An 18,526-nucleotide genomic window follows, 5' to 3' on the forward strand; every position below is an offset into this window, starting at 1 on the left:
GCGCTTAGGCGGTCTTCAGGTTCGGATGGACGATCTCGCCGCCGCGCGTCACGACGGCGGCTTGCAGGATCTCGTCCTCGAAGTTGGGCTCGAACGCGCCTTCCTTCGTGGTGAACAGGGTCGAGAGCGCCACCAGGTTGCGCGAATAGAGCGCGCTGGCGTCGGCGGCGATGCGGCCCGGCAGGTTGGCGTGACCCAGGATCTTGGCGCCATTGGCGGTGACCACGGTCTCGTTCAGCTTGGCGCCTTCGACATTGCCGCCCTGCTCGATGGCCAGGTCGACCAGGATCGAGCCAGCCTTCATCGACGCCACCTGGGCGGCGCTGACCAGCTTGGGCGCCGCGCGGCCCGGGATCAGGGCCGTGGTGATGACGATGTCCTGCTTGGCGATGTGCGAGGATACCAGCTCGGCCTGCTTGGCCTGGTATTCCTTGGACATTTCCTTGGCGTAGCCGCCGGCGGTCTGGGCGTTCTTGAACTCTTCGTCCTCGACGGCCAGGAACTTGGCGCCCAGCGACTCGACCTGCTCCTTGGTGGCCGGACGCACGTCGGTGGCGGTGACCACCGCGCCCAGGCGACGAGCCGTAGCGATGGCCTGCAGGCCGGCGACGCCCACGCCCATGATGAACACCTTGGCCGCGGCGACGGTGCCGGCGGCGGTCATCATCATCGGCAGGGCCTTGCCATAAGCCTCGGCGCCTTCGATCACGGCGCGGTAACCGGCGAGGTTGGCTTGCGAGGACAGCATGTCCATCACCTGCGCACGCGTGATGCGCGGGATGAACTCCATGGCGATCGCCGTGGCGCCGGCCTTGGCCAGGGCGTCCAGCGTTTCCTTGTCCTGGTATGGATTGAGGGCGGCCGCGACGATGGCGCCCTTCTTCAGGGCCGCGATCTCGGCGGCCTCGGGCGCGCGCACCTTGAACAGCACGTCGGCGTCCTTCAGGGCGTCCTTGGCGGTCTTGGCGATCTTGGCGCCCGCCGCCTCGTAGTCCGCGTCGAGATAGGACGCGGCCGTCCCCGCCCCCGCCTGCACGACCACCGAGAAGCCGGCGGCGCCGAGCTTCTTGACGGTTTCAGGCGTGGCCGCGACCCGCGTCTCGTTCGCGCGGGTTTCTTTCGTGACGGCGATGACAGCCATCGGCATACCCCTCCCCAGAGCGCTGTTTGCGCATCAGCATGGGGCGCTCTGTAGGGGATAGTCTTGCCTCTTGTCGAGGCACGACGTGCTGTTCAGGGAAAAATTATGCCGATGGCCACCGGTGTCAGTGGGCCGGAGCGGGCTTTTCCTTCAGGGACACCACGCCCAGAACCGTAAGCACCACGGCGGCGATAGCGCTACCAATGAAACCAGCCGGCGTGCAGAACAGCAGGGTGATGAAGAGCAGCAGGACCGCGACGGCCAGCGAGCCCCACTTGGTCATCTTGCCGAAGGCCTCGTAGGTGGCAGCTTGCTCTTGGATATCCATTTCACCGCGGTGATAGTCGCCGGCCATGTGTCGTCCTTAAAAGAAAACGGAATTACCGAGGCCCGCCCGATACAACGGGGGCGTCCAGGGCTCAAGCGGGCGAATTGCCCCAGCCTTCCTTAAGGAACCGGCTGCGTACGGTTTCGACGGCCTGATCTGTCGTGATGTCCGCGATTCGACCTCCGCCGCCGTCCAGGCGCGAGAGCCACTTTGAATAGGCGGGTACGGGCGCGGTGCCCATCAGGCCCACGCACGGCGTGCCGACGGCGGCGGCGACGTTCAGCGCCCCCGAGTCGTTGCCCAGGAACCCCGCCGACAGCGAGATCAACGCCGCCGACTGGTCCAGCGGCAGATCGCAGGCCACGACATTGCCTGGCAGGTCGCCGATCGCGGCCTTGGCGGTCTCGGCCTCATGCGGTCCACCAACCCAGAACACCGTGCCGAAGAGGTCGGAAAGCTGCCGGGCGGCCTCCGCGAAACGTTCGGCCGGCCAGGTGCGGGCGGGTTCGCTGGCGCCAATGCCGAGGCTGAGCCACGGGCCGGGCCGATCAGCGTATTTGGCACTCACGGCCGCGATGGCTTGGGGATCCAGCTTGAGCTGGGGCTCGCGGCTGGTCACGACCAGGCCGTGGGCCTTCTCGAAGGCCTCCAGCTTGTCGATCCGATGGGCGGGCCGCATGGCCTTGGGCAGGTATGGGCCGGTGGTCAGGAAACTCTCCTGGCCGTGGCCCAGGCCAAAGCCCCGCCGCTCGGGCACACCGGCCAGGAAGGCGGCGATGGCGGGGCGGTCGATCTTCTCCAGGATCCAGACGGCGCGCGGCTTCTCGGCTTTGCACAGCCGGTAGAAGTCCAGCGTCTCGCGCACGCCCTTCAGCTTGTCCTTGTAATGCGGGGCGTGCAGCACGCGCTCGACGCTGGGCTCGACCTTCAGCACCTCCGAGGCCCGACTGGACGGCCGCGCGACCAGCACGACCTTGCCCTCCGGCGTCGTCGCCGCGATCGCCCGGATCGTCGGCAGGTGCCACATCAAGTCGCCAATCCCGCGATCGGGGGCGTAGACGAGGACAGGGCCTGGGGTGGTGCTCAAGCGGGATCTCAACGCGAAAACCCTCTCTCTTTGAGAGAGGGAGGGGCCCGCCGCGAAGCGGTGGGAGGGTGAGAGGTTATAGTCTCGCAGAACCAAGCGCCGATAGGGCTTCTCCGGCCAGCGGTGAAACCTCTCACCCTCCCACGCCTGCGGCGTGGGCCCCTCCCTCTCTCTATGAGAGAGGGTTTTCTAGGCCCACCCCGCCAGCAGCCCGCGCAACCCCGCCACGAAAGCCAGGGGCTGGTCGATCATCACGTGGTGATCGGCGTCCGGCAGCGGCAGCAGCAGCACGTCCTTCGGCATCTGTGCGAGCATGTAATCCAGCGTGTCGGCATGCATCAGGTTCGACCGCTCGCCCCACATCAAGGCGGCCGGACACGCGATCTCCGGCAACAGCAGCCCCAAGTCCGGCATCCGGAAATTGTGCCAGAGGTCGGGGTCGAACTTCCACGTCCAGCCGCCCTCGACCTCTTTCAGGGAGCGCCGGGCGATGTAGTCGGCGATGTAGAGGTTCTCGCACGGCTGCGGCGGGGCCAGGCGGAAGCGGGTCAGGGCCTCCTCCAGGGTCGGATAGACCCGCTGGCCCAGGCCCGAGCGCGGCGGCGGGCCTTTCCAGCGTTTCTCGGGCGGCTGGATGCTGCTATCGACCATGATCGCCCCGCGCAGGCGCTCGGGATGACGCGCCGCGCAGTACAGGGTGGGGAAACCGCCGAACGAGTGGCCGACGACGATCGGCTTCACACCGCCCGCCTCGAGGCCAGCGGCCTCGACAGCCGAAAAGATCTCGGCCGCGAACAGTTCGGCGCTATAGGCCTCGCGCCAGTCACTGCCGCCCATGCCAGACCACGAAATCGCCGCCACCCGCCAGTCTTTCGCGAAGAACGGCGCGATGAAGCTCCACCAGTCGGCATGGGCGCCGTTGCCGTGCAGGAACAGCAGGCCCGGCTTGCCGACCTCGCCCCATGTCAGGAGTTCGATGTCGGCGCCCTCGACGGCGATCTTCGAGCGCTCGGGCTCATGGGCGATGGCCGCGTCGAACCAGGCCGGCGCGGGCGGCGGCTCCCCCGCGAACGGGGCCAGCAGCGAGGACGGCGAGGCCTGGTCGTCAGCCATCGGCGCCCTCCTTGTAGTTCAGCTCGCCCGGACGCGGCTTGCGGGGGGAGAGCGCCTTGAAGACGCCAGTGCCGGTGATCAGCGTCCGATCACCCGCCCAGATCCGGCCGCGCACGGTGAAGAGGAGATCCTCCTCGCCGATCAGCTCGCCCTCGCCCTCCACCCAGTCGCCCAGCTTGGCGCCCGACAGGAAGTCGCACATCAGCCGCACCGTGACCCAGCTGTAGGACTTCTGCAGCGAGATGATCCGCCCCCAGGCCATGTCGGCGAAGCTCATCAGCATGCCGCCGTGACAGTTTCCAAGCCCATTGGTGTGGTGCTCCTCGACCCGGAAGGCCAGGCGCGCCAGGCCGGGCCCTTCGCGGTGCTCGAACAGCGGACCGATCTGGCGGCCGAAACCTCGGGACCAGTTCAGCTGGGAAAAGCCTTCGGGGATCGCCGCTGTCTGGGCGTCTGTCAGGTCGTCGGACATGGGATCAGACTAACGAGCGTTTGAAAAAAGCAAAGCCTTCCGTAAGGACGACGCCCCGGCCGGCATCTAACCTTTCGAAACGGGGGACAGATGGGCCGCACTAAGGACGATTTCGCGAACTGGCTGGCGCCGCATCTGCCGATGCTGCACCGGACGGCCCGCGCCTTCGCCCAGCCGGCGGACCAGCACGACCTGCTGCAGGAGCTGACCCTGGCGCTGTGGAAAGCCCGGCCCCGGTTCGACGATGTGAGCGTCGCCGCCGCCTTCGCCTACCGCGTGGCCCACAACGCCGCCCTCACCTGGCGGCGAGGAGAGACCCGCCGGCGGCTGCGCGGCGTCGCGATCGAGGCCGAGCTGCTGATGCGCGACGCCGGGTCCGATCCGCAAGGTCCGCTGCTGGAGCGTCTCTACGCGGCCATTCGCCGGCTGGAGCCGGTCGAGCGGTCGCTGATCCTGCTGTCGCTGGACGGGATTTCGTACGCCGAGATCGCCCGCCTGCACGGCCTGACCGAAACCAATGTCGGGGCGCGCCTGACCCGTATCCGTCAGCGCGTCTCCAAGCTCGTGGAGGGCTCCGGCGATGGAGTTTGAACACCTGGAAGCCGCCTGGAACTCGCCGGCCAATACGCCGGACGACAAGGCCCGGGCCTATCTGATGGAGGAAGTGATGAAGACGCTGAAGGCCCGCCGCCGCCGCGAGGTGCTGCTGTTCGCCGTGCCCGTGACCGCCATGTCGATCTTCACCGCCATCGCCGTGCAGGCGGTGTCGACAGGCCGCATGGACCCTGCCCGCGAGTGGGGTGGGCTCGCCATGATGGGCGTCTGCTGGCTGATCATCGTCGCCATGCTGATCGTCGCGATCCTCATGCGCCATCGCGGCCGTTCGGACGGCTCGGTGCGCGACACCCTCGCCGCCATGCTGACCGCCAACCGCCGGGCGCGGACCAATATGAGGATCTTCTGGATGATGCTGCCCGTCTTCTTCGCGCCGATGATCGCCGGCGTCTGGCAATTGCGCGACGTCGGCAAGGCCACCGAGCGCGACACCTGGCAGATGCTGTTCGTGTTCGGCGTCGCCATGGTCGCCAGCATCGGCTGGAACCTGGGCCGCTACTTCCTGGTCATGAAGCCCGAGCAGCGCCGGCTGGAGGGGTTGCTATCGGAATATGAATAACCCCCGATCCGATTTCCCCGGCGAAAGCCGGGGCCCAGATGGAAGAGCGGTGGGGCTGGTTCCATGGGCGCGGCGTTCTTCCAACCCGTCCAAGCGCTTTGGGATCTGGATCCCGGCTTTCGCCGGGAAGATCGGGTTATTGGATGCCAACCTCTTTGAGCGCTCTGGCCTGCCGCTCGGCCACGGCCTCTTCGGAGAACCCCTCCAGCGACGCCTCGAACAGCTGCTTCCAGTTATGGCTAGCGCCCAGGTGCAGGAACGCCGCGCCCAGGCCGATCGCCGCCCGGTCCATGAACACGAACTCGCGGGGAATGGTCACCGGCCCCTTGGCCTTCAGGGCCTGGCGCACCTTGAAGGCCTCGCGGCGGCCGTACTCGCCGGGCGGCACGTCGTCGGCGACGGTGCGGACCCGGTCGTCCAGCAGCGGGCCGTAGATGAAGCGGGCCCAGACGTTCAGGGTGTCGACCAGGTCGTCATTCAGCCCGGTGAAGCCCCAGCTGCGGTAGGACTCCAGCTGCTCGGCGCGGTCGTCATTGGACAGCGCCCGATAGAGCCGCACCACCCCGGCCACGAACTTCGGCGGGAACACCCGGATACAGCCAAAGTCCAAGAGGTTCAGGTGCGCCGCGCCCTCGCCCGCGAAGCTGTAATTGCCCAGGTGCGGATCGCCGTGGATGACGCCCAGATGGGTCATCGGGCTCCACCAGGCCTCGAACAGCAGGGCGGCGATGCGGTCGCGAACCTCTTGCGGGGCGCTCTTGAAGGCCAGCAGGCCCTGCCCGTCCAGCCAGGTCATCGAGAGCAGGCGCCCTGTGGATAACTCCGGCACGGGTGTCGGCGTGCGGATGTCGTCGCGGCCGGCGAAGAAGTTTCCGTACAGCGACATCATCCTGGCCTCGCGGCCGTAGTCGAGCTCCTCGCGCAGGCGGTCGCCGATCTCGACGATCATCTCCGACGGGTCGATCGAGCCGTCCATGCGCTTGAAGAGGCCGATCAGAGCGCGCAGCTGGCCAAGATCGCTTTCAACCGCGCTCTGCATGTCGGGATATTGCAGCTTCACGGCCAGGGCCCGGCCGTCATGGGCCACGGCGCGGTGCACCTGGCCCAGCGAAGCGGCGGCGGCGGCCTCGTGCTCGAAGCTCGCGAACTTGGATTGCCAGTCCGCGCCCAGCTCGGCGGCCATGCGCCGGCGCACGAACGGCCAACCCATGGCCGGCGCGTTGGTCTGCAGCTCGGCGAACTCCTTGGCGAACTCGGGCGGCAGCAGGTCGGGCACCGTGGCGAACATTTGGGCCGCCTTCATCAGCGGACCTTTGAGGCCGCCCAGCGCCGCCTTCAGCGCCTTGGCGTTACGGGCATTGGCGTCGTCGCCGGCGAAGACTCTGTTGGCGCCATAGGACACGGCAGCGCCCGACAGCCCCGCCCCGACCTTGGCGAAGCGGGACAGGCGGCCGGACAGCCGGTCGCGTTCAGGGTCGTTCCGATCGTCAGCCAACCAAAGCCTCGAACTCGTCCACCAGGCGTTCCAGCTGCACGCAGCCGGCGGCCCAGAATGCCTTGTCCCTCGGGTTCAGGCCGAAGGGCTTCAAGGCCTCGACATAGGTGCGCGTGCCGCCCGCCGCGAGCAGGTCCTCGTACAGCGGCGCGAACGTCTCGGGATTTTCGCGGCGCTTCTCCATCAGGCCGCGCACCAGCAGGTCCCCGAACGCATAGGCGTAGACGTAGAACGGCGCGTGGCAGAAGTGGCTGACATAGGCCCAATAATGCTCGTAGCCGGCGTTCAGCTTCACGGCCGGACCCAGGCTCTCGCCCATCACCTCAAGCCACAGGCCGCCGATCTGGTCGGGCGACAGCTCGCCTTCCAGGCGGGCCTCGTGGAAACGGCGCTCGAAGCGATGGAAGGCGATCTGGCGGACCACGGTGTTGAGGCCGTCCTCGATCTTGCCGGCCAGCAGACCCTTGCGGTCTTCGGGCGTCGCTTCGGCCAGCAGGCGGTCGAACACCAGGCCCTCGCCGAAGATCGAGGCCGTCTCGGCCAGGGTCAGGGGCGTGTCGGCCAGCAGGGTGCCTAACGGCTGGCACAGGGTCTGGTGCACGGCGTGACCCAGTTCGTGAGCCAGGGTCAGCACATCACGGCGCTCGCCCATATAGTTCATGAACACGAACGGATGGCGGTCGGCGGTCACCGGATGGGCGAAGGCCCCCGACTGCTTGCCGGCGCGCGGGCGGGCGTCGATCCACGGGCGGTCGAAGAACACCCGAGCGGCGTCGGCGAACTTGGGCGCCAGGTCCTGGAAGCTCTCCAGCACCATGCCCTTGGCCTCGTCCCAGGCATAGGCGCGCGGGGCGGCGGCGGTCAGCGGGGCGTTGCGGTCCCAGTAGTCCAGCACGTCCAGGCCCATGACCTTGGCCTTCAGCGCGTAATAGCGGTGCGACAGGCGCGGATAGGCCTCGACCACCGCCTGCTCCAGGGCGTCGACGGCGTCGCCATCGACCTCGTTGGCCAGGTGGCGCGACTGGGCGGGGGTCTCATAGTGGCGCCAGCGATCCTCGACCTGCTTCTCGAAGGCCAGGGTGTTGAGCGCCAGGGCCTGGGTCGAGCCGCGCTCTTCCAGCGCCTTGGCCAAACCGTCGGCGGCGGCCTTGCGACGCTCGACACTGGGGTCGGACAGGCGGTTGAGCGCCTCGGGCAGGGTCAGGGTCTCGTCGCCCGCCTTGGCGGTGAGTTTGGCCAGGGTCTCGTCATACAGGCGCACCCAGTTGGCGACGGCCGGGGCCTTGTCGACGATGAAGCGCTCCAGCTCCGGCGACAGCTCGTGCGGCCGCGACAGGCGCACGCGGCGCAGCCAGGGGGCCCAGCGGGCAGCGTCGGGATGGACGTCCAGCGCCTTGGCGATCTCGGCGTCTTCCAGCTGATTCAGCTCCAGCGTGAAGAACAGGCTCTCGGCGGCGATCTGGGACGAGCGGGCCCGCAGGTCGGCCTCGAACTTGGCCCAGGACGGGTCGTCGCGGGCCACCGAGGCGGCCAGGCCGGCATAGGCGCCCACGCCCCACAGGCCGTTGGTGGCCTGCTCGTAGAGCGTGATCCCGCGATCCAGCAGCACGCCCAGGCGCTGGGGCTCCTTGCGGGCCTCCAGGAACATGCCCTCCAGCGAGGCCAGCTCGTCATTGGCGGCCTTGGCGGCGGAGAGGTCGGTCTCGATGCGCGGATCGTCTCGACCGACATACAGGTCGGCCAGGTTCCATTCGGGCGGGGCTTCGGGCTTGAAGGGGGCGTTCATGCCCTAGGAGATAGGCCTCCTGCCCTACCCTGCGCAACGGTCGGCTCGGCCATCCAGGCGGCGATGCAGGTGACGAGGTAGGCGACCAGGGGCGAACCGCCCAGCGACAGCCGCCCTTCGCTCAGCGGCGACAGCATCGGCACCACCTGCAGGAACAGCAGGAAGGTCAGGAAACCCAGGGCCGCCTTCCACCCCCGTCCCTCCAGGCCGCGCCGCCAGCCCCAGGCCGCGCCGGCCAGGGCCAGCAAGCCCATCTCCAGCACCTGCTCGGGCAGCGGATAGTTCCACAGGCCCAGGCCCAGCATCGGCCCGTTCCAAAGCAGTGGCAGGTCGGGCCGGTGAACCAGGAAGTCGAGCAGCCAGTGCGAGAACACCACCAGGCCCAGGACCACCCCCACCCGCCGAGGCAGCTTCAGCAGTAGCATCAGCCCCGCCCCGACCGCGATCGACCACAGCACCGCCGTCGGCAGGCCGTGGGTGTAGGGCATGTAGCTGAGCACCAGCGAACTGCCGGGCAGGCTGGGATCAACGCTGGCCTTCTCGACCCCGGCCAGGATCAGGCCGCTCCAGGCGATGTCGATGGCCTGGCAGCCCAGGACATAGCTCCACAGCGGCGCGCGCGGCTCGACGGCGCGTGCAGCCAGGGCGGCGGCGTAGTGTCCGACAAACATGCCCCTCTAGACCTCGTACTTCTTGGCGATCGCCTTGGGGGCCACGATCTTCCAGGCCTGCCGCAGGAGTCCAGCCAACTCGCCGGCATCGATCGCGGAAAGCCGGACCAGCACCGCCGGATAACTTCTATAGTGGTCGTCGGTGAAGAACCGGTCGGGACCGACCTCCAGCAGCAGCTCCTTGGTCTCCATCGTGCAGCGGATGGCCACGACGCCGGGGACCAGCACGCGCTTGGCCTTCGGCGCGGGGCGGGCCAGATAGGCCCAGGCCAGGCCCTTGCCGCCGACCTCGAAGCCGAACTGGCCTTCCGGGCTCACCCCGCCGGTCACCTCGGGCAGGTCCAGGGCCAGCGCCTGCAGTTGTTCCGTGTCGACCATGTCCGCCTCCCCGCAACACACTGTTAAGGCTAAAGCTTAAGGTTCTGGGCACGTCTCCGAAAGCCGGTGTTTACCCGGCTACTGTATCACTCTGAACCAACAAGAGCCCTGCTCCCACGGGAGCGCGGCCAGTATGGTGGATGTGCCCAATGACCAAAACGGTCCTCGTCGTCGATGACGACCCGACACAACGTCGGCTGATCCAGGCGGTGCTCGAGCGCGAAGGCTTCGCGGTCTCGCACGCCGAGGGCGGCGACGCGGCGATCGCGCACCTGACCTCGGGCGCGCCCGCGGACGTGATCCTGCTCGACCTGGTCATGCCCGGCCTGAACGGCCAGGACACCCTGAAGGAAATGCGCGCTCGCGGCTTCACCCAGCCCGTGATCGTGCTGACCGCCAGCGGTGGCGTCGACACCGTGGTCAAGGCCATGCAGGCCGGGGCCGCCGACTTCTTCATCAAGCCCGCCTCGCCGGAACGGATCACCGTCTCGATCCGCAACGCCCTGTCGATGGGCGACCTGAAGGGCGAGGTCGAGCGCCTGACCAAGCGCGCCGGCGGCAAGACCACCTTCGCGGACCTGATCGGCGGCTCGCCCATCATGTCGATGGTCAAGCGCATGGGCGAACGCGCCGCCAAGAGCGGCATCCCCGTGCTGATCACCGGCGAAAGCGGCGTCGGCAAGGAGCTGCTGGCCCGCGCGGTGCACGGCTCGTCCGACCGCGCCGGCAAGCCGTTCGTGGCCGTCAACTGCGGCGCCATCCCCGAGAACCTCGTCGAGTCGATCCTGTTCGGCCACGAGAAGGGCTCGTTCACCGGCGCCTCGGACAAGCACCTGGGCAAGTTCAAGGAAGCCGACGGCGGCACCCTGTTCCTGGACGAGGTCGGCGAACTGCCGCTGGACGTCCAGGTCAAGCTGCTGCGCGCGCTGCAAGAGGGCGAGATCGATCCGATCGGCTCCAAGCGCTCGATCAAGGTCGATGTCCGCATCGTCTCGGCCACCAATCGCGACCTGCAGACGGCCGTCTCGGCCGGGCATTTCCGCGAAGACCTGTATTACCGCCTGAACGTCTTCCCGCTGGAGGCCCCCTCGCTGCGCGAGCGCCGCGAGGACATCCCGGCCCTGGTCGAGGCGTTCATCCGTCGCTTCAACGTTGAAGAAGGCAAGCGCGTCATCGGCGCCTCGCCCGAGACGATCGCGCTGCTGACCGCCTTCGACTGGCCGGGCAATGTCCGCCAGCTGGAGAACACGGTCTATCGCGCCATCGTCCTGGCCGACGCGCCGTATCTTCAGCCCTACGACTTCCCGGCCATTTCGGGCCTGGCCGCGCCGATCGAGGCCGTCTCGGTCGCGCCGAGCCCGCCGCCGGCCGCCCTGCTGCAAGCCGCGCACGCGGCCATGTCCGCCCCGACGGCGGCCGAGGCTCCGGTGCGCATCCTCGACGACCGCGGTCACCTGCGGACGCTGGAAGACATCGAGCGCGACCTGATCCAGCACGCGATCGACGTCTACGCCGGTCATATGAGCGAAGTGGCCCGCCGCCTCGGCATCGGCCGCTCGACCCTGTATCGCAAGGTCCGCGAGCAGGGCATCGAAGTCGACATGAAGGAAGCGGGTTGATGGCGAGCTTGATGATCTTTCGACCCATCTCGCGCGAGCAGCGCCTGAAGGCGCTGCTGAAGCCGGCCCGGCCGGTGTCGGTGAAACCGACCCGCGCTTAAACTTGTCATCCCGGGCGAAGACCCGGGACCGCAACAGGCTCAGAGCTTCCGGCGGTCCCGGCTCGGCGCGCTTCGCGCTTGGCCGGGATGACAGTCCATTATGCTAGTGACCCGGAGCGACCAGGCTGAGGCTCGGTCGCTCTTCGTCGTCCTGGGCCTGATCGTCCAGCCGGATCCAGCCGGGGCCCGACCGCTTGGCCAGGCCTTCGACTTCCAGCTGTTCCAACTCGCGACCGACCTGGACAGGGGTCACGGGACGGCTCCAGCGGTGATCCAGCTGGCGGGCGATCTCGGCCTCGTTGAGGCCCGGCGCCTGGGCCAGGGTCATCAGGATCATGTCGCGGGTCGTACGTCCTCGCCGGCCGCGCTTGGCCGGAGTCGGGGCCGCCGCCGTTGGCAGAGGTGCGAAGGACTGAGCCGCGAAGGACGGGGGTTCCCCCGCCGACAGCCGCTCGGCCATGCCGGCCTGCTTCAGCGCGTCGAGCGCCAGGATGATCGCGCGCAGCTCGCTCTCGAATGGGGCCTGAGCCCGCCGCTGCGCCTCGATCATACGGGTTTCCAGCTCCGCCTTGCGGCGCAGCAGATATTGATAGGTCGTCGCCATTGTCCCTAATCCGAAGGGGCCGTGGTGTCCGCTCGGCGGCCGATCCAGGCTTTCGCCCGCGCGCATCGAGACTGAGGTCGCCGTGAGCAGCCGCGACCTAGAACCCCACAACAGGATAACTGTTAACTATTTACAATCATTCACATTTTCCGCCTGGAGCGTTACCAAGACCTTAACAGCAATGGGCGAACGACAGTTTTTGGTAAGCCTTTGGGACAAACTTCAGGCTGTGCTTGTCATCTTTTCTCGTGACGACGCAATCAAGGCGATAGTGAGGCCCACCAAGAACAGATGCGCCGCTAGACCATTGATGAAGCTTGGCAATACGAACGGTCCGCGCGGTCCCACCTGCGACAGGGGCAGCACCACATAGTTCATCACCACATAGGTCGCGGCCCCGTATCCGAGGCCCATCGGCACAGGCCGGCGCGTTAACACTTTAAGCCTCTGACTGGCCAGGACATAGACGGCGACCATCACCGCCATGATCGCAAAATGCAAAGCGAGGCCCAGGGCCGCGGTCTGCGCGCCGCCCTTGTAGGCCGCCTTGCCCAACAGGCCGCTGGCCACCGACTGGAAGATCCGTTCGGGCGGCACGCCCTTGGTAATCCCCCACCAGAGGCAGGCGTCGGTGATGTCGAGAGTCCCGGCCACCACCGTGGCCAGCAGAATGGTCAACGCGATGTCGCGCCAGGACTTGCGGGTTTCCATGTGTTTTCTCCCCAAAACCCGGGGAGTTAAGCGCGAAACCGTCGCGTGGACGTCCGGCCTGGTCGTGGCGCTGTCAGTCTTCGTCGCTTTCCGGCTCTGGCTCCGGACGCCCACGGCGCTGGAAGCCCTTGCCGCGGCTCATGGGCTTCTTCTCGCCCTTCGCTTTCCGGGCGATTTCCTTGAGCTTGATGGTCTGGTTGCCCGACAGGGCCTGGCCGCGCGCGCCCTTTTCGGGATCGGCGAAGGCCCGGCCGTAGGTCTCGACACGCTGGGCGACGCTGGTCAGGAACTCGCCCTCCCACTCGGAGAGCTCGACGCCAGACTTCTCGGCCGCGCGCTTGGCCCGCTTGAGAGCGTTCAGCGCGGCCTTCTTGGCCTGCTCTTTAGGATCGGGCGGCTTGGCGCGCATCGCGGAGGACTATCCCCGACCACACGCGCCAACGCACCCGGAAAAACTTAGATCTCGCCGATGGCCGAGAGGTACAGGTCCAGGATCGCGTCTTCTTCCTGGCGCTTGGCGCGGTCCTGCTTGCGCAGGCGGACCACCTTCTTCAGCACCTTGACGTCGAAGCCGTTACCCTTGGCTTCGTTATAGACTTCCTTGATCTGCTCCATGATCTCGGCCTTTTCGACCTCGAGCCGCTCGACGCGGTCGACGATCGACTTCAGCTGGCCTTGAGCGGTGCTGTTCAGAACGTCGGCATGGGGAATGGCGTCGTCGGCCATGGGGCAGTCTCGCGGGCTGGAATTGGGGCGCGGAACCTAGTTCGAAGCCGCGCCCCTGGGAAGCGGGATTCAGCGACCTTCCACACGTCCGCGTGCAACCTCGGCCAGAGCGGCCAGGTCGAGGTTCTTTTCGTCGCCGCCCAGCAGCGATTCCAGGCTGGCTTCGGCCAGGTCCGCCAGCGGCATGGACAGGCCCTTGGCCTCGGCGGCGTCCAGCACCAGGCGCACGTCCTTCAGGCCCAGCTCGGCGGCGAAGCCCGGCGGAGTATAGCGGCGCTCGGCGATCATGGCGCCATAGATCTTGTAGATCGGGGCGGCGAACAGGGTGGACGACAGCATGTCCAGCAGGTCGGGCGCGGCGACGCCATAGGCTTCGCCGAGGGCGACCGCCTCGCCCATGCTCTCGATGGCCGAGACGATCATGAAGTTGCCGGCCAGCTTCAGGGCATTGGCGCGAACGGGGTCCTCGCCCAGCGGCCAGACCTTGGCGGCCAGCATCTCCAGCACCGGCTGGGCCTTGGCCGTGGCGTCGGCGGCGCCGGCCGAGAGAACGTTCAAGCCCCCGGCCTGGGCCACGGGCGGACGGCCAAACACCGGGGCGGCGACATAGCCGAGACCCAACTCGGCGTGCAGGCCGGCCAGCTCGGCGGCCAGGTCGGTCGAGATGGTGGCATGATTGACGTGGACCACGCCCTTCCTGGCCCGCGCCAGCACGCCGCTGTCGATCAGCACCTCGCGCATGGCTTTGTCATGAGCCAGCATGGTGAGGACGATGTCGGCGGCGAAGGCCTCATCGGCGGTCGCGGCGGGGATCGCGCCCTCGGCGGCCAGCTCGTCGACAATGGCCCGCGAGCGGTTCCACACCGTCACCGACACGCCCTTGCCCAGCAGGTTACGCACCATGGCCGCGCCCATGGCCCCCAGGCCGACAAAACCGACGTTCATGTGAGATCTCCTACGGAAGTGGGAAGCTTACGTAGGGCCCAATGTGACCGGTATCCACTTTTAGAGAAGGCCGTGGCGCTCGACGGCGGCGCGCAAGGCAGCCGGATCGGTGAAGTGATGGGTGTGAAAGCCCATCTCCGTCGCTGCCTCGATATTGGCGATGCTGTCGTCGATGAACAGCAGGTCGGAGGCTTGCAGGCCCGTGCGCTCCAGCACGATCTCGTAGATCCGCCGGTCGGGCTTGATGACCTTTTCGTCGCCCGAAACTATGGCGTCGCGGAAATAGCCGAAGTGGCGGGGCGAGATCGCCTGCACCCCGGGCCACTTGCTCTGGGGCATGTTGGTCAGCGCGAACTGAGGCACGTCGCGCTCGGCCAGGGCGTCGATCACCGCGGCGGTCTCGGGGATCGGTCCCGACAGCATCTCGTGGAAACGCTCATCCCAGGCGCGGATCGCGTCGGCATGCTCGGGGAAGCGCGCGATCAGCGGCGCGGCGTTCTCCGGAAAGCCGACGCCCTTGTCGTGCTCGACGTGCCAGGGGATGGTGCAGACATGCGAAAGGAACCGGTCGAGATCGGCCGGTTCCTTGAACATCTTCGCGTACGGTGCGCGGGGATCCCAGCGCACAATGACGTTGCCGACGTCCCAGAGAACGGCTCTGGGACCAGCAGTCGTCATTAGCCTTGCTTGGCTTTGAAGCGCGGGTCGGTCTTGTTGATGATGTAGATGACGCCCTTACGACGAACCATCTTGCAGTCGCGGTGGCGACCCTTCAGCGACTTCAGCGAGCTGCGAACCTTCATGACCGTCTCTGTACTTCGGCGGAGAGGTTCGGGCGCGTACAAGATGACGGCCGGAACATCCGGGGTGTTTCGGAGGCGGTGCGTATAAGTGGGGCGCGGCCAGGAGTCAATGCGCGAGCGCCCTCGCCCCTTATGAAAACCGGGCCAGGATGCCGGGTCCCCACGCATAGAGCGTGAAATAATAGGTGCCCAGCCCCACGAAGCCGGCGGCGGCCAGCAGCACCAGCGCCGCGAAACCCTTCGCCCAGGCGTTGGCCTGAGCGCCTCGGCTGCGGATGAACAGCTCCGCCACCAGCAGATTCGGCACATAGAAGAAGAAGGCCATCACCACGTCGAACCAGCCGTGGAAGTCCTTGGTGTGGCCGGCGTCGTTGGCCAGCAGCGACCAGAAGCCATAGTCCATGCGGTAGAGCCACGAGCCGATCGCCAGGGCGAACAGCCGGACCGCCCAGGCCCGGTGCGTGTCCAGGTCCCGCGCCAGGGCGTAGCGCAGGGTCTGGGCCGCACAGATCGCCATCAGGGAGCCGTAGAGCCCGAAGCCGATGTTCATCGCCATCCCGCCGATCGTGCCCTTCAGCAGGATGAAGGACAGGCCGCCCAGACCGGCGACCAGGGCGCAGGTCACGTAGATCCGGCCGGTCCAGCGGTGCAGGGCCGGCGCCCGATCCCGGATCGCTGACAGCAGTTGCACCGGTCCAGCCAGCAAAAGCACCGCGCCGGCGGCGAAGTGCAGGCCAATGCCCAGCATGGCCGCCACCGCGCCGGGCTCGTACAGGCGCGGCAGGACCTTGTTCCAGCGGTCCATGGCTCCGTCCTGCACGGCTCCGCCGTAGTGGGCCAGGATATAGGCGCCGAAGATCATGGCGCTGATCCAGGTGATCGCGACCAGGATCGCGCCCGCGCCGCGCAACAGAGCGCCGCTGATCGTCCGCCCAGGCGGGGTCATGTCGATAGCCGTCATGCGTCCAGATAACGTGAGCGCGACGAGCTTGGCCATTCCCGCGACGGAACTTCACCCGTCTGGCGCGCTTGTGATTGAAGCTTTTACTCGAACCCCGGTAGCTTCCGCCTCATGGCCATGGATCGTCGCGTCTTTCTCGTCCTCTTACTCGCCGGCTGCGCGGACACCTCTCCGCAGGGACCACTGACCGCCGTCAGCCCCCCGCCGCCGCCCGCGCCCAAGCCGCAGCCCAGCGCGCCGGCCCAGGTTCCGGCCACGCCCGTGCCGGCCGGAGAGCTGGCCTTCGACACCTGGCTGATGGACTTCCGCCGTCGCGCCCTGGCCGCAGGCCTGTCGCCGCAGCTGCTGGACCGCGAGCTGTCGGGCGTCACCCCCGATCCCAAGGTCATCAGCCTGGACAGCCGCCAGCCGGAGTTCTCCAAGCCGGTCGGCGCCTATATCGCCGGGGTGATCAGCGACGATCGTGTCGCCGTGGGCCGCCGCAAGCGCGACGAACTGGCCTTCCTGCCGATCATCGAGGCCCGCTACGGTGTGCCGCGCGACATCCTGCTGGCCGTCTGGGCCATGGAGTCGGCGTTCGGCCAGCTGCAGGGCAATTTCGACGTCGTCCGCTCGATGGTCAGCCTGGCCGCCGACGGCCGCCGCCGCGCCTGGGCCGAGGGCGAGTTGATCGCGGCCTTGAAGATCATCGATTCGGGCGAGGTCACCCGCGCCCAGCTCAAGGGCTCGTGGGCCGGGGCCATGGGCCAGACCCAGTTCATTCCGTCCAGCTACCGCGCCACGGCCGTCGACTTCGACGGCGACGGCAAGCGCGACATCTGGGGCTCGGACGCCGACTCCCTCGCCTCGGCCGCCAACCTGCTGGCCAAGGGCGGCTGGAAGCCCGGCGTGGGCTGGGCCAAGGAAGTGATCCTGCCGGCCGGCTTCGACTATTCGGTCACCGAGGTCGAAAAGCAGATCCCCGCCTGGTGGGAAGCCCGGGGCGTGCGCCGCGCCGACGGCCTGCCCTGGACCGCGGCAGACGCGGCCTCGCCGGCCGTGCTGATCCTGCCCTCGGGCGCGTCTGGTCCGGCCTTCCTGGCCCTGCCGAACCACTTCGCGATCCGCACCTACAACAACTCGACGTCCTACGCCCTGGGCATCGGCCTGCTGGCCGACCGCTTCGGCGGCGGCGGGCCGCTGGTCACCGCCTGGCCGGTCGAGACGCCCCTGGCCCTGGCCGACCGCATGGCCGCCCAGATCGCCCTGGCCCGCGTCGGCTTCAATCCCGGCCCGGCCGACGGCGTCATCGGCGCCGGCACCCGCAAGGCCCTGCGCGCCTGGCAGCAGAGCCAGCAGCTGCCGGCCGACGGCTACCTGTCCAGCGACATGGTGGCGAGGCTAAAAGCGCAGGCGGGCATTACGCCGTAAAGAAGCTCCCTCTCTCTTAGAGAGAGGGTTGGGGTGAGTGGTTACGGAGCACGACGGAGTGCCGGCACGCCGTCGACCGGCGTACCCACTCACCCTCCCACCGCTACGCGGCGGGCCCCTCCCTCTCTCCATGAGAGAGGGGTTTAGGCGCGGACTTCCATCCAGATGCTGTGGCTCTCGCCCGGCTGAAGCGTCACCATGCCGGTCTCCCCTTCCCCGAACGGGTTGGGGCGGCTGGCGCAGGGTTCGACGCAGTAGTGATCCTCGCCCGGCGGCACGTAGACGTGCAACCAGCGGCATTCCGGAGAAGCCGTGACGATCGTGTCCGGCTGCCCCGGCGCGCTCAGCACCGCCCGCTGGTTCCAGCCGGTGTAGCAGTGGTCGATCAGGCCATGGCCCTCGACCGCCGCGCCGGCGGCCCAGTCGGCTTCCCACGGGCCCGCGTGGTGGACGGTCGGCAGGACATCGGCGTCGATCATCCAGACCCCGTCATTGGCCGCCGTCAGCACCTCGCCGTCGCGGCGCGGGAAATAGGGGTGGAAGCCCAGGCCGGCCAGCATGGCGGTATCACCCGTGTTGCTAACGGTCAGTTCGGCGCGGAAACCGGTCTCGGACAGCACGATGCGCTGCTCGGCGCGGTAGGCCCACGGCCAGTCGCCGGGCGCGTGGTCGTAGGACAGGACCGCTTCTCCGCCTTCAGCCTTATCGACCGTCCAGGCCGCGCGCCAGCCCTGGCCGTGGAGCGTGTGCGGGTGGCCGGCCAGGTTCGGCGGCAGCACGACCTCGCGGCCTTCGAAGGTGAAGCGGCCATTCGGGATGCGATTGCAGAACGGGACCAGCGGGAAGCTCGACGCCAGCAGGGCGTCGGTCGCGCCGGCCGCCATCGGCCGCAGCACGTCACGGCCGCCGATCGTGAAGGCGGCGATCGCGCCGCCGACCTCAGGGGCGAGCACGAGGCGGGCCTGGCCCTTTTCGATGGCGGTCATGATCTGGCTCCCGAT

General features: G+C 67.9%; 23 protein-coding genes. 5 read left to right on the top strand and 18 right to left on the bottom strand.

Annotated features, from left to right (window positions below; genetic code table 11):
- Positions 1 to 4: 4 nt before the first annotated feature.
- The 5 genes from J7528_RS24975 to J7528_RS24995 form a co-directional block, all read right to left on the bottom strand.
- Entirely contained in the window at positions 5 to 1,147 is a 1,143-nt protein-coding gene (locus J7528_RS24975; protein ID WP_291880267.1) for a Re/Si-specific NAD(P)(+) transhydrogenase subunit alpha, read from the bottom strand.
- A 118-nt stretch (positions 1,148 to 1,265) separates the two neighbouring features.
- Positions 1,266 to 1,496: an aa3-type cytochrome c oxidase subunit IV gene (locus J7528_RS24980; protein WP_291880269.1), complete on the bottom strand. Its 231-nt coding sequence runs from the start codon at positions 1,494 to 1,496 to the stop codon at positions 1,266 to 1,268.
- A 64-nt stretch (positions 1,497 to 1,560) separates the two neighbouring features.
- Positions 1,561 to 2,496 (bottom strand): glycosyltransferase family 9 protein, encoded by a 936-nt coding sequence (locus tag J7528_RS24985; protein ID WP_291880340.1) that lies wholly within the window; start codon positions 2,494 to 2,496, stop codon positions 1,561 to 1,563.
- Positions 2,497 to 2,745: 249 nt separating this feature from the next.
- Positions 2,746 to 3,669 carry an alpha/beta hydrolase gene (locus tag J7528_RS24990; RefSeq protein WP_291880271.1) on the bottom strand — a complete coding sequence of 308 codons (924 nt, stop codon included), beginning with the start codon at positions 3,667 to 3,669 and terminating at the stop codon, positions 2,746 to 2,748.
- On the bottom strand, positions 3,662 to 4,141 hold the full coding sequence (locus J7528_RS24995; protein WP_291880273.1) for a PaaI family thioesterase: 480 nt from the start codon (positions 4,139 to 4,141) through the stop codon (positions 3,662 to 3,664). The genes J7528_RS24990 and J7528_RS24995 overlap by 8 nt, the downstream gene beginning before the upstream one ends.
- 90 nt (positions 4,142 to 4,231) lie before the next feature.
- On the opposite strand from J7528_RS24995, the gene J7528_RS25000 reads away from it, so the two are divergent.
- On the top strand, positions 4,232 to 4,732 hold the full coding sequence (locus J7528_RS25000; RefSeq protein WP_291880275.1) for an RNA polymerase sigma factor: 501 nt from the start codon (positions 4,232 to 4,234) through the stop codon (positions 4,730 to 4,732).
- On the top strand, positions 4,722 to 5,315 hold the full coding sequence (locus J7528_RS25005) for a hypothetical protein (protein ID WP_291880276.1): 594 nt from the start codon (positions 4,722 to 4,724) through the stop codon (positions 5,313 to 5,315). The genes J7528_RS25000 and J7528_RS25005 overlap by 11 nt, the downstream gene beginning before the upstream one ends.
- 136 nt (positions 5,316 to 5,451) lie before the next feature.
- On the opposite strand, the gene J7528_RS25010 is transcribed toward J7528_RS25005, so the two are convergent.
- From J7528_RS25010 to J7528_RS25025, 4 genes are read right to left on the bottom strand one after another with little or no spacing between them, the layout of a single operon-like run.
- The gene (locus J7528_RS25010; protein ID WP_291880278.1) at positions 5,452 to 6,810 is read right to left on the bottom strand and encodes an AarF/UbiB family protein; all 1,359 of its coding nucleotides are present in this window, start codon (positions 6,808 to 6,810) and stop codon (positions 5,452 to 5,454) included.
- A complete protein-coding gene (locus J7528_RS25015) occupies positions 6,803 to 8,596 on the bottom strand; it encodes a M3 family oligoendopeptidase (protein WP_291880280.1) in 1,794 nt (597 codons plus the stop codon). Before J7528_RS25015 ends, J7528_RS25010 begins: the two co-directional genes overlap by 8 nt.
- Positions 8,593 to 9,267 carry a hypothetical protein gene (locus J7528_RS25020; RefSeq protein WP_291880283.1) on the bottom strand — a complete coding sequence of 225 codons (675 nt, stop codon included), beginning with the start codon at positions 9,265 to 9,267 and terminating at the stop codon, positions 8,593 to 8,595. The genes J7528_RS25015 and J7528_RS25020 overlap by 4 nt, the downstream gene beginning before the upstream one ends.
- A 6-nt stretch (positions 9,268 to 9,273) precedes the next feature.
- Complete coding sequence (locus tag J7528_RS25025; protein WP_291880284.1) at positions 9,274 to 9,645, bottom strand: MmcQ/YjbR family DNA-binding protein; 372 nt, start codon at positions 9,643 to 9,645, stop codon at positions 9,274 to 9,276.
- A gap of 149 nt (positions 9,646 to 9,794) precedes the next feature.
- Between J7528_RS25025 and J7528_RS25030 the strand changes: the two genes are divergently transcribed.
- A complete protein-coding gene (locus J7528_RS25030; RefSeq protein ID WP_291880285.1) occupies positions 9,795 to 11,264 on the top strand; it encodes a sigma-54 dependent transcriptional regulator in 1,470 nt (489 codons plus the stop codon).
- A gap of 11 nt (positions 11,265 to 11,275) precedes the next feature.
- Complete coding sequence (locus J7528_RS25035; RefSeq protein WP_291880286.1) at positions 11,276 to 11,365, top strand: hypothetical protein; 90 nt, start codon at positions 11,276 to 11,278, stop codon at positions 11,363 to 11,365.
- Between the two features lie 103 nt (positions 11,366 to 11,468).
- Here the strand turns inward: J7528_RS25035 and J7528_RS25040 are convergent, their stop codons facing one another.
- The 8 genes from J7528_RS25040 to J7528_RS25075 all read right to left on the bottom strand — a co-directional run bounded on the left by J7528_RS25040 (position 11,469) and on the right by J7528_RS25075 (position 16,151).
- A complete protein-coding gene (locus J7528_RS25040) occupies positions 11,469 to 11,969 on the bottom strand; it encodes a hypothetical protein (RefSeq protein WP_291880288.1) in 501 nt (166 codons plus the stop codon).
- A gap of 222 nt (positions 11,970 to 12,191) precedes the next feature.
- Entirely contained in the window at positions 12,192 to 12,680 is a 489-nt protein-coding gene (locus J7528_RS25045; RefSeq protein ID WP_291880290.1) for a hypothetical protein, read from the bottom strand.
- 73 nt (positions 12,681 to 12,753) lie between these two features.
- Positions 12,754 to 13,089: a hypothetical protein gene (locus tag J7528_RS25050; RefSeq protein ID WP_291880292.1), complete on the bottom strand. Its 336-nt coding sequence runs from the start codon at positions 13,087 to 13,089 to the stop codon at positions 12,754 to 12,756.
- 47 nt (positions 13,090 to 13,136) lie between these two features.
- The gene (locus tag J7528_RS25055; protein ID WP_223393029.1) at positions 13,137 to 13,406 is read right to left on the bottom strand and encodes a DUF2312 domain-containing protein; all 270 of its coding nucleotides are present in this window, start codon (positions 13,404 to 13,406) and stop codon (positions 13,137 to 13,139) included.
- Between the two features lie 69 nt (positions 13,407 to 13,475).
- Positions 13,476 to 14,351, bottom strand: a complete 876-nt coding sequence (locus J7528_RS25060; protein ID WP_291880295.1) for an NAD(P)-dependent oxidoreductase — start codon at positions 14,349 to 14,351, stop codon at positions 13,476 to 13,478.
- A 60-nt stretch (positions 14,352 to 14,411) separates the two neighbouring features.
- Entirely contained in the window at positions 14,412 to 15,029 is a 618-nt protein-coding gene (locus J7528_RS25065; protein ID WP_291880296.1) for an HAD family phosphatase, read from the bottom strand.
- Positions 15,029 to 15,154, bottom strand: coding sequence for a type B 50S ribosomal protein L36 (gene ykgO / locus J7528_RS25070; protein ID WP_004616427.1), 126 nt, complete (start codon positions 15,152 to 15,154; stop codon positions 15,029 to 15,031). Before ykgO ends, J7528_RS25065 begins: the two co-directional genes overlap by 1 nt.
- A gap of 130 nt (positions 15,155 to 15,284) precedes the next feature.
- Positions 15,285 to 16,151 carry a DUF2306 domain-containing protein gene (locus J7528_RS25075; protein WP_291880298.1) on the bottom strand — a complete coding sequence of 289 codons (867 nt, stop codon included), beginning with the start codon at positions 16,149 to 16,151 and terminating at the stop codon, positions 15,285 to 15,287.
- A 75-nt stretch (positions 16,152 to 16,226) separates the two neighbouring features.
- On the opposite strand from J7528_RS25075, the gene J7528_RS25080 reads away from it, so the two are divergent.
- Positions 16,227 to 17,525, top strand: coding sequence for a lytic murein transglycosylase (locus J7528_RS25080; protein WP_291880300.1), 1,299 nt, complete (start codon positions 16,227 to 16,229; stop codon positions 17,523 to 17,525).
- 143 nt (positions 17,526 to 17,668) lie between these two features.
- Here J7528_RS25080 and J7528_RS25085 read toward each other — a convergent pair whose 3' ends face one another.
- Complete coding sequence (locus J7528_RS25085) at positions 17,669 to 18,511, bottom strand: aldose 1-epimerase (protein ID WP_291880302.1); 843 nt, start codon at positions 18,509 to 18,511, stop codon at positions 17,669 to 17,671.
- Between the last annotated feature and the right edge of the window lie 15 nt (positions 18,512 to 18,526).

This window comes from Caulobacter sp. (assembly GCF_017744445.1).
Classification (GTDB): domain Bacteria; phylum Pseudomonadota; class Alphaproteobacteria; order Caulobacterales; family Caulobacteraceae; genus Caulobacter.

Coding starts and splice junctions, on each gene's coding strand:
- J7528_RS25030 (WP_291880285.1), top strand. CDS start 9,795: ATGACCAAAACGGTCCTCGTCGTCGATGACGACCCGACACAACGTCGG.
- J7528_RS25050 (WP_291880292.1), bottom strand. CDS start 13,089: ATGCGCGCCAAGCCGCCCGATCCTAAAGAGCAGGCCAAGAAGGCCGCG.
- ykgO (WP_004616427.1), bottom strand. CDS start 15,154: ATGAAGGTTCGCAGCTCGCTGAAGTCGCTGAAGGGTCGCCACCGCGAC.
- J7528_RS25055 (WP_223393029.1), bottom strand. CDS start 13,406: ATGGCCGACGACGCCATTCCCCATGCCGACGTTCTGAACAGCACCGCT.
- J7528_RS25045 (WP_291880290.1), bottom strand. CDS start 12,680: ATGGAAACCCGCAAGTCCTGGCGCGACATCGCGTTGACCATTCTGCTG.
- J7528_RS25000 (WP_291880275.1), top strand. CDS start 4,232: ATGGGCCGCACTAAGGACGATTTCGCGAACTGGCTGGCGCCGCATCTG.
- J7528_RS25080 (WP_291880300.1), top strand. CDS start 16,227: ATGGCCATGGATCGTCGCGTCTTTCTCGTCCTCTTACTCGCCGGCTGC.
- J7528_RS25020 (WP_291880283.1), bottom strand. CDS start 9,267: ATGTTTGTCGGACACTACGCCGCCGCCCTGGCTGCACGCGCCGTCGAG.
- J7528_RS24975 (WP_291880267.1), bottom strand. CDS start 1,147: ATGCCGATGGCTGTCATCGCCGTCACGAAAGAAACCCGCGCGAACGAG.
- J7528_RS25075 (WP_291880298.1), bottom strand. CDS start 16,151: ATGGCCAAGCTCGTCGCGCTCACGTTATCTGGACGCATGACGGCTATC.
- J7528_RS24985 (WP_291880340.1), bottom strand. CDS start 2,496: ATGTGGCACCTGCCGACGATCCGGGCGATCGCGGCGACGACGCCGGAG.
- J7528_RS25025 (WP_291880284.1), bottom strand. CDS start 9,645: ATGGTCGACACGGAACAACTGCAGGCGCTGGCCCTGGACCTGCCCGAG.
- J7528_RS24980 (WP_291880269.1), bottom strand. CDS start 1,496: ATGGCCGGCGACTATCACCGCGGTGAAATGGATATCCAAGAGCAAGCT.
- J7528_RS25085 (WP_291880302.1), bottom strand. CDS start 18,511: ATGACCGCCATCGAAAAGGGCCAGGCCCGCCTCGTGCTCGCCCCTGAG.
- J7528_RS24990 (WP_291880271.1), bottom strand. CDS start 3,669: ATGGCTGACGACCAGGCCTCGCCGTCCTCGCTGCTGGCCCCGTTCGCG.
- J7528_RS25015 (WP_291880280.1), bottom strand. CDS start 8,596: ATGAACGCCCCCTTCAAGCCCGAAGCCCCGCCCGAATGGAACCTGGCC.
- J7528_RS25005 (WP_291880276.1), top strand. CDS start 4,722: ATGGAGTTTGAACACCTGGAAGCCGCCTGGAACTCGCCGGCCAATACG.
- J7528_RS25065 (WP_291880296.1), bottom strand. CDS start 15,029: ATGACGACTGCTGGTCCCAGAGCCGTTCTCTGGGACGTCGGCAACGTC.
- J7528_RS24995 (WP_291880273.1), bottom strand. CDS start 4,141: ATGTCCGACGACCTGACAGACGCCCAGACAGCGGCGATCCCCGAAGGC.
- J7528_RS25040 (WP_291880288.1), bottom strand. CDS start 11,969: ATGGCGACGACCTATCAATATCTGCTGCGCCGCAAGGCGGAGCTGGAA.
- J7528_RS25035 (WP_291880286.1), top strand. CDS start 11,276: ATGATCTTTCGACCCATCTCGCGCGAGCAGCGCCTGAAGGCGCTGCTG.
- J7528_RS25060 (WP_291880295.1), bottom strand. CDS start 14,351: ATGAACGTCGGTTTTGTCGGCCTGGGGGCCATGGGCGCGGCCATGGTG.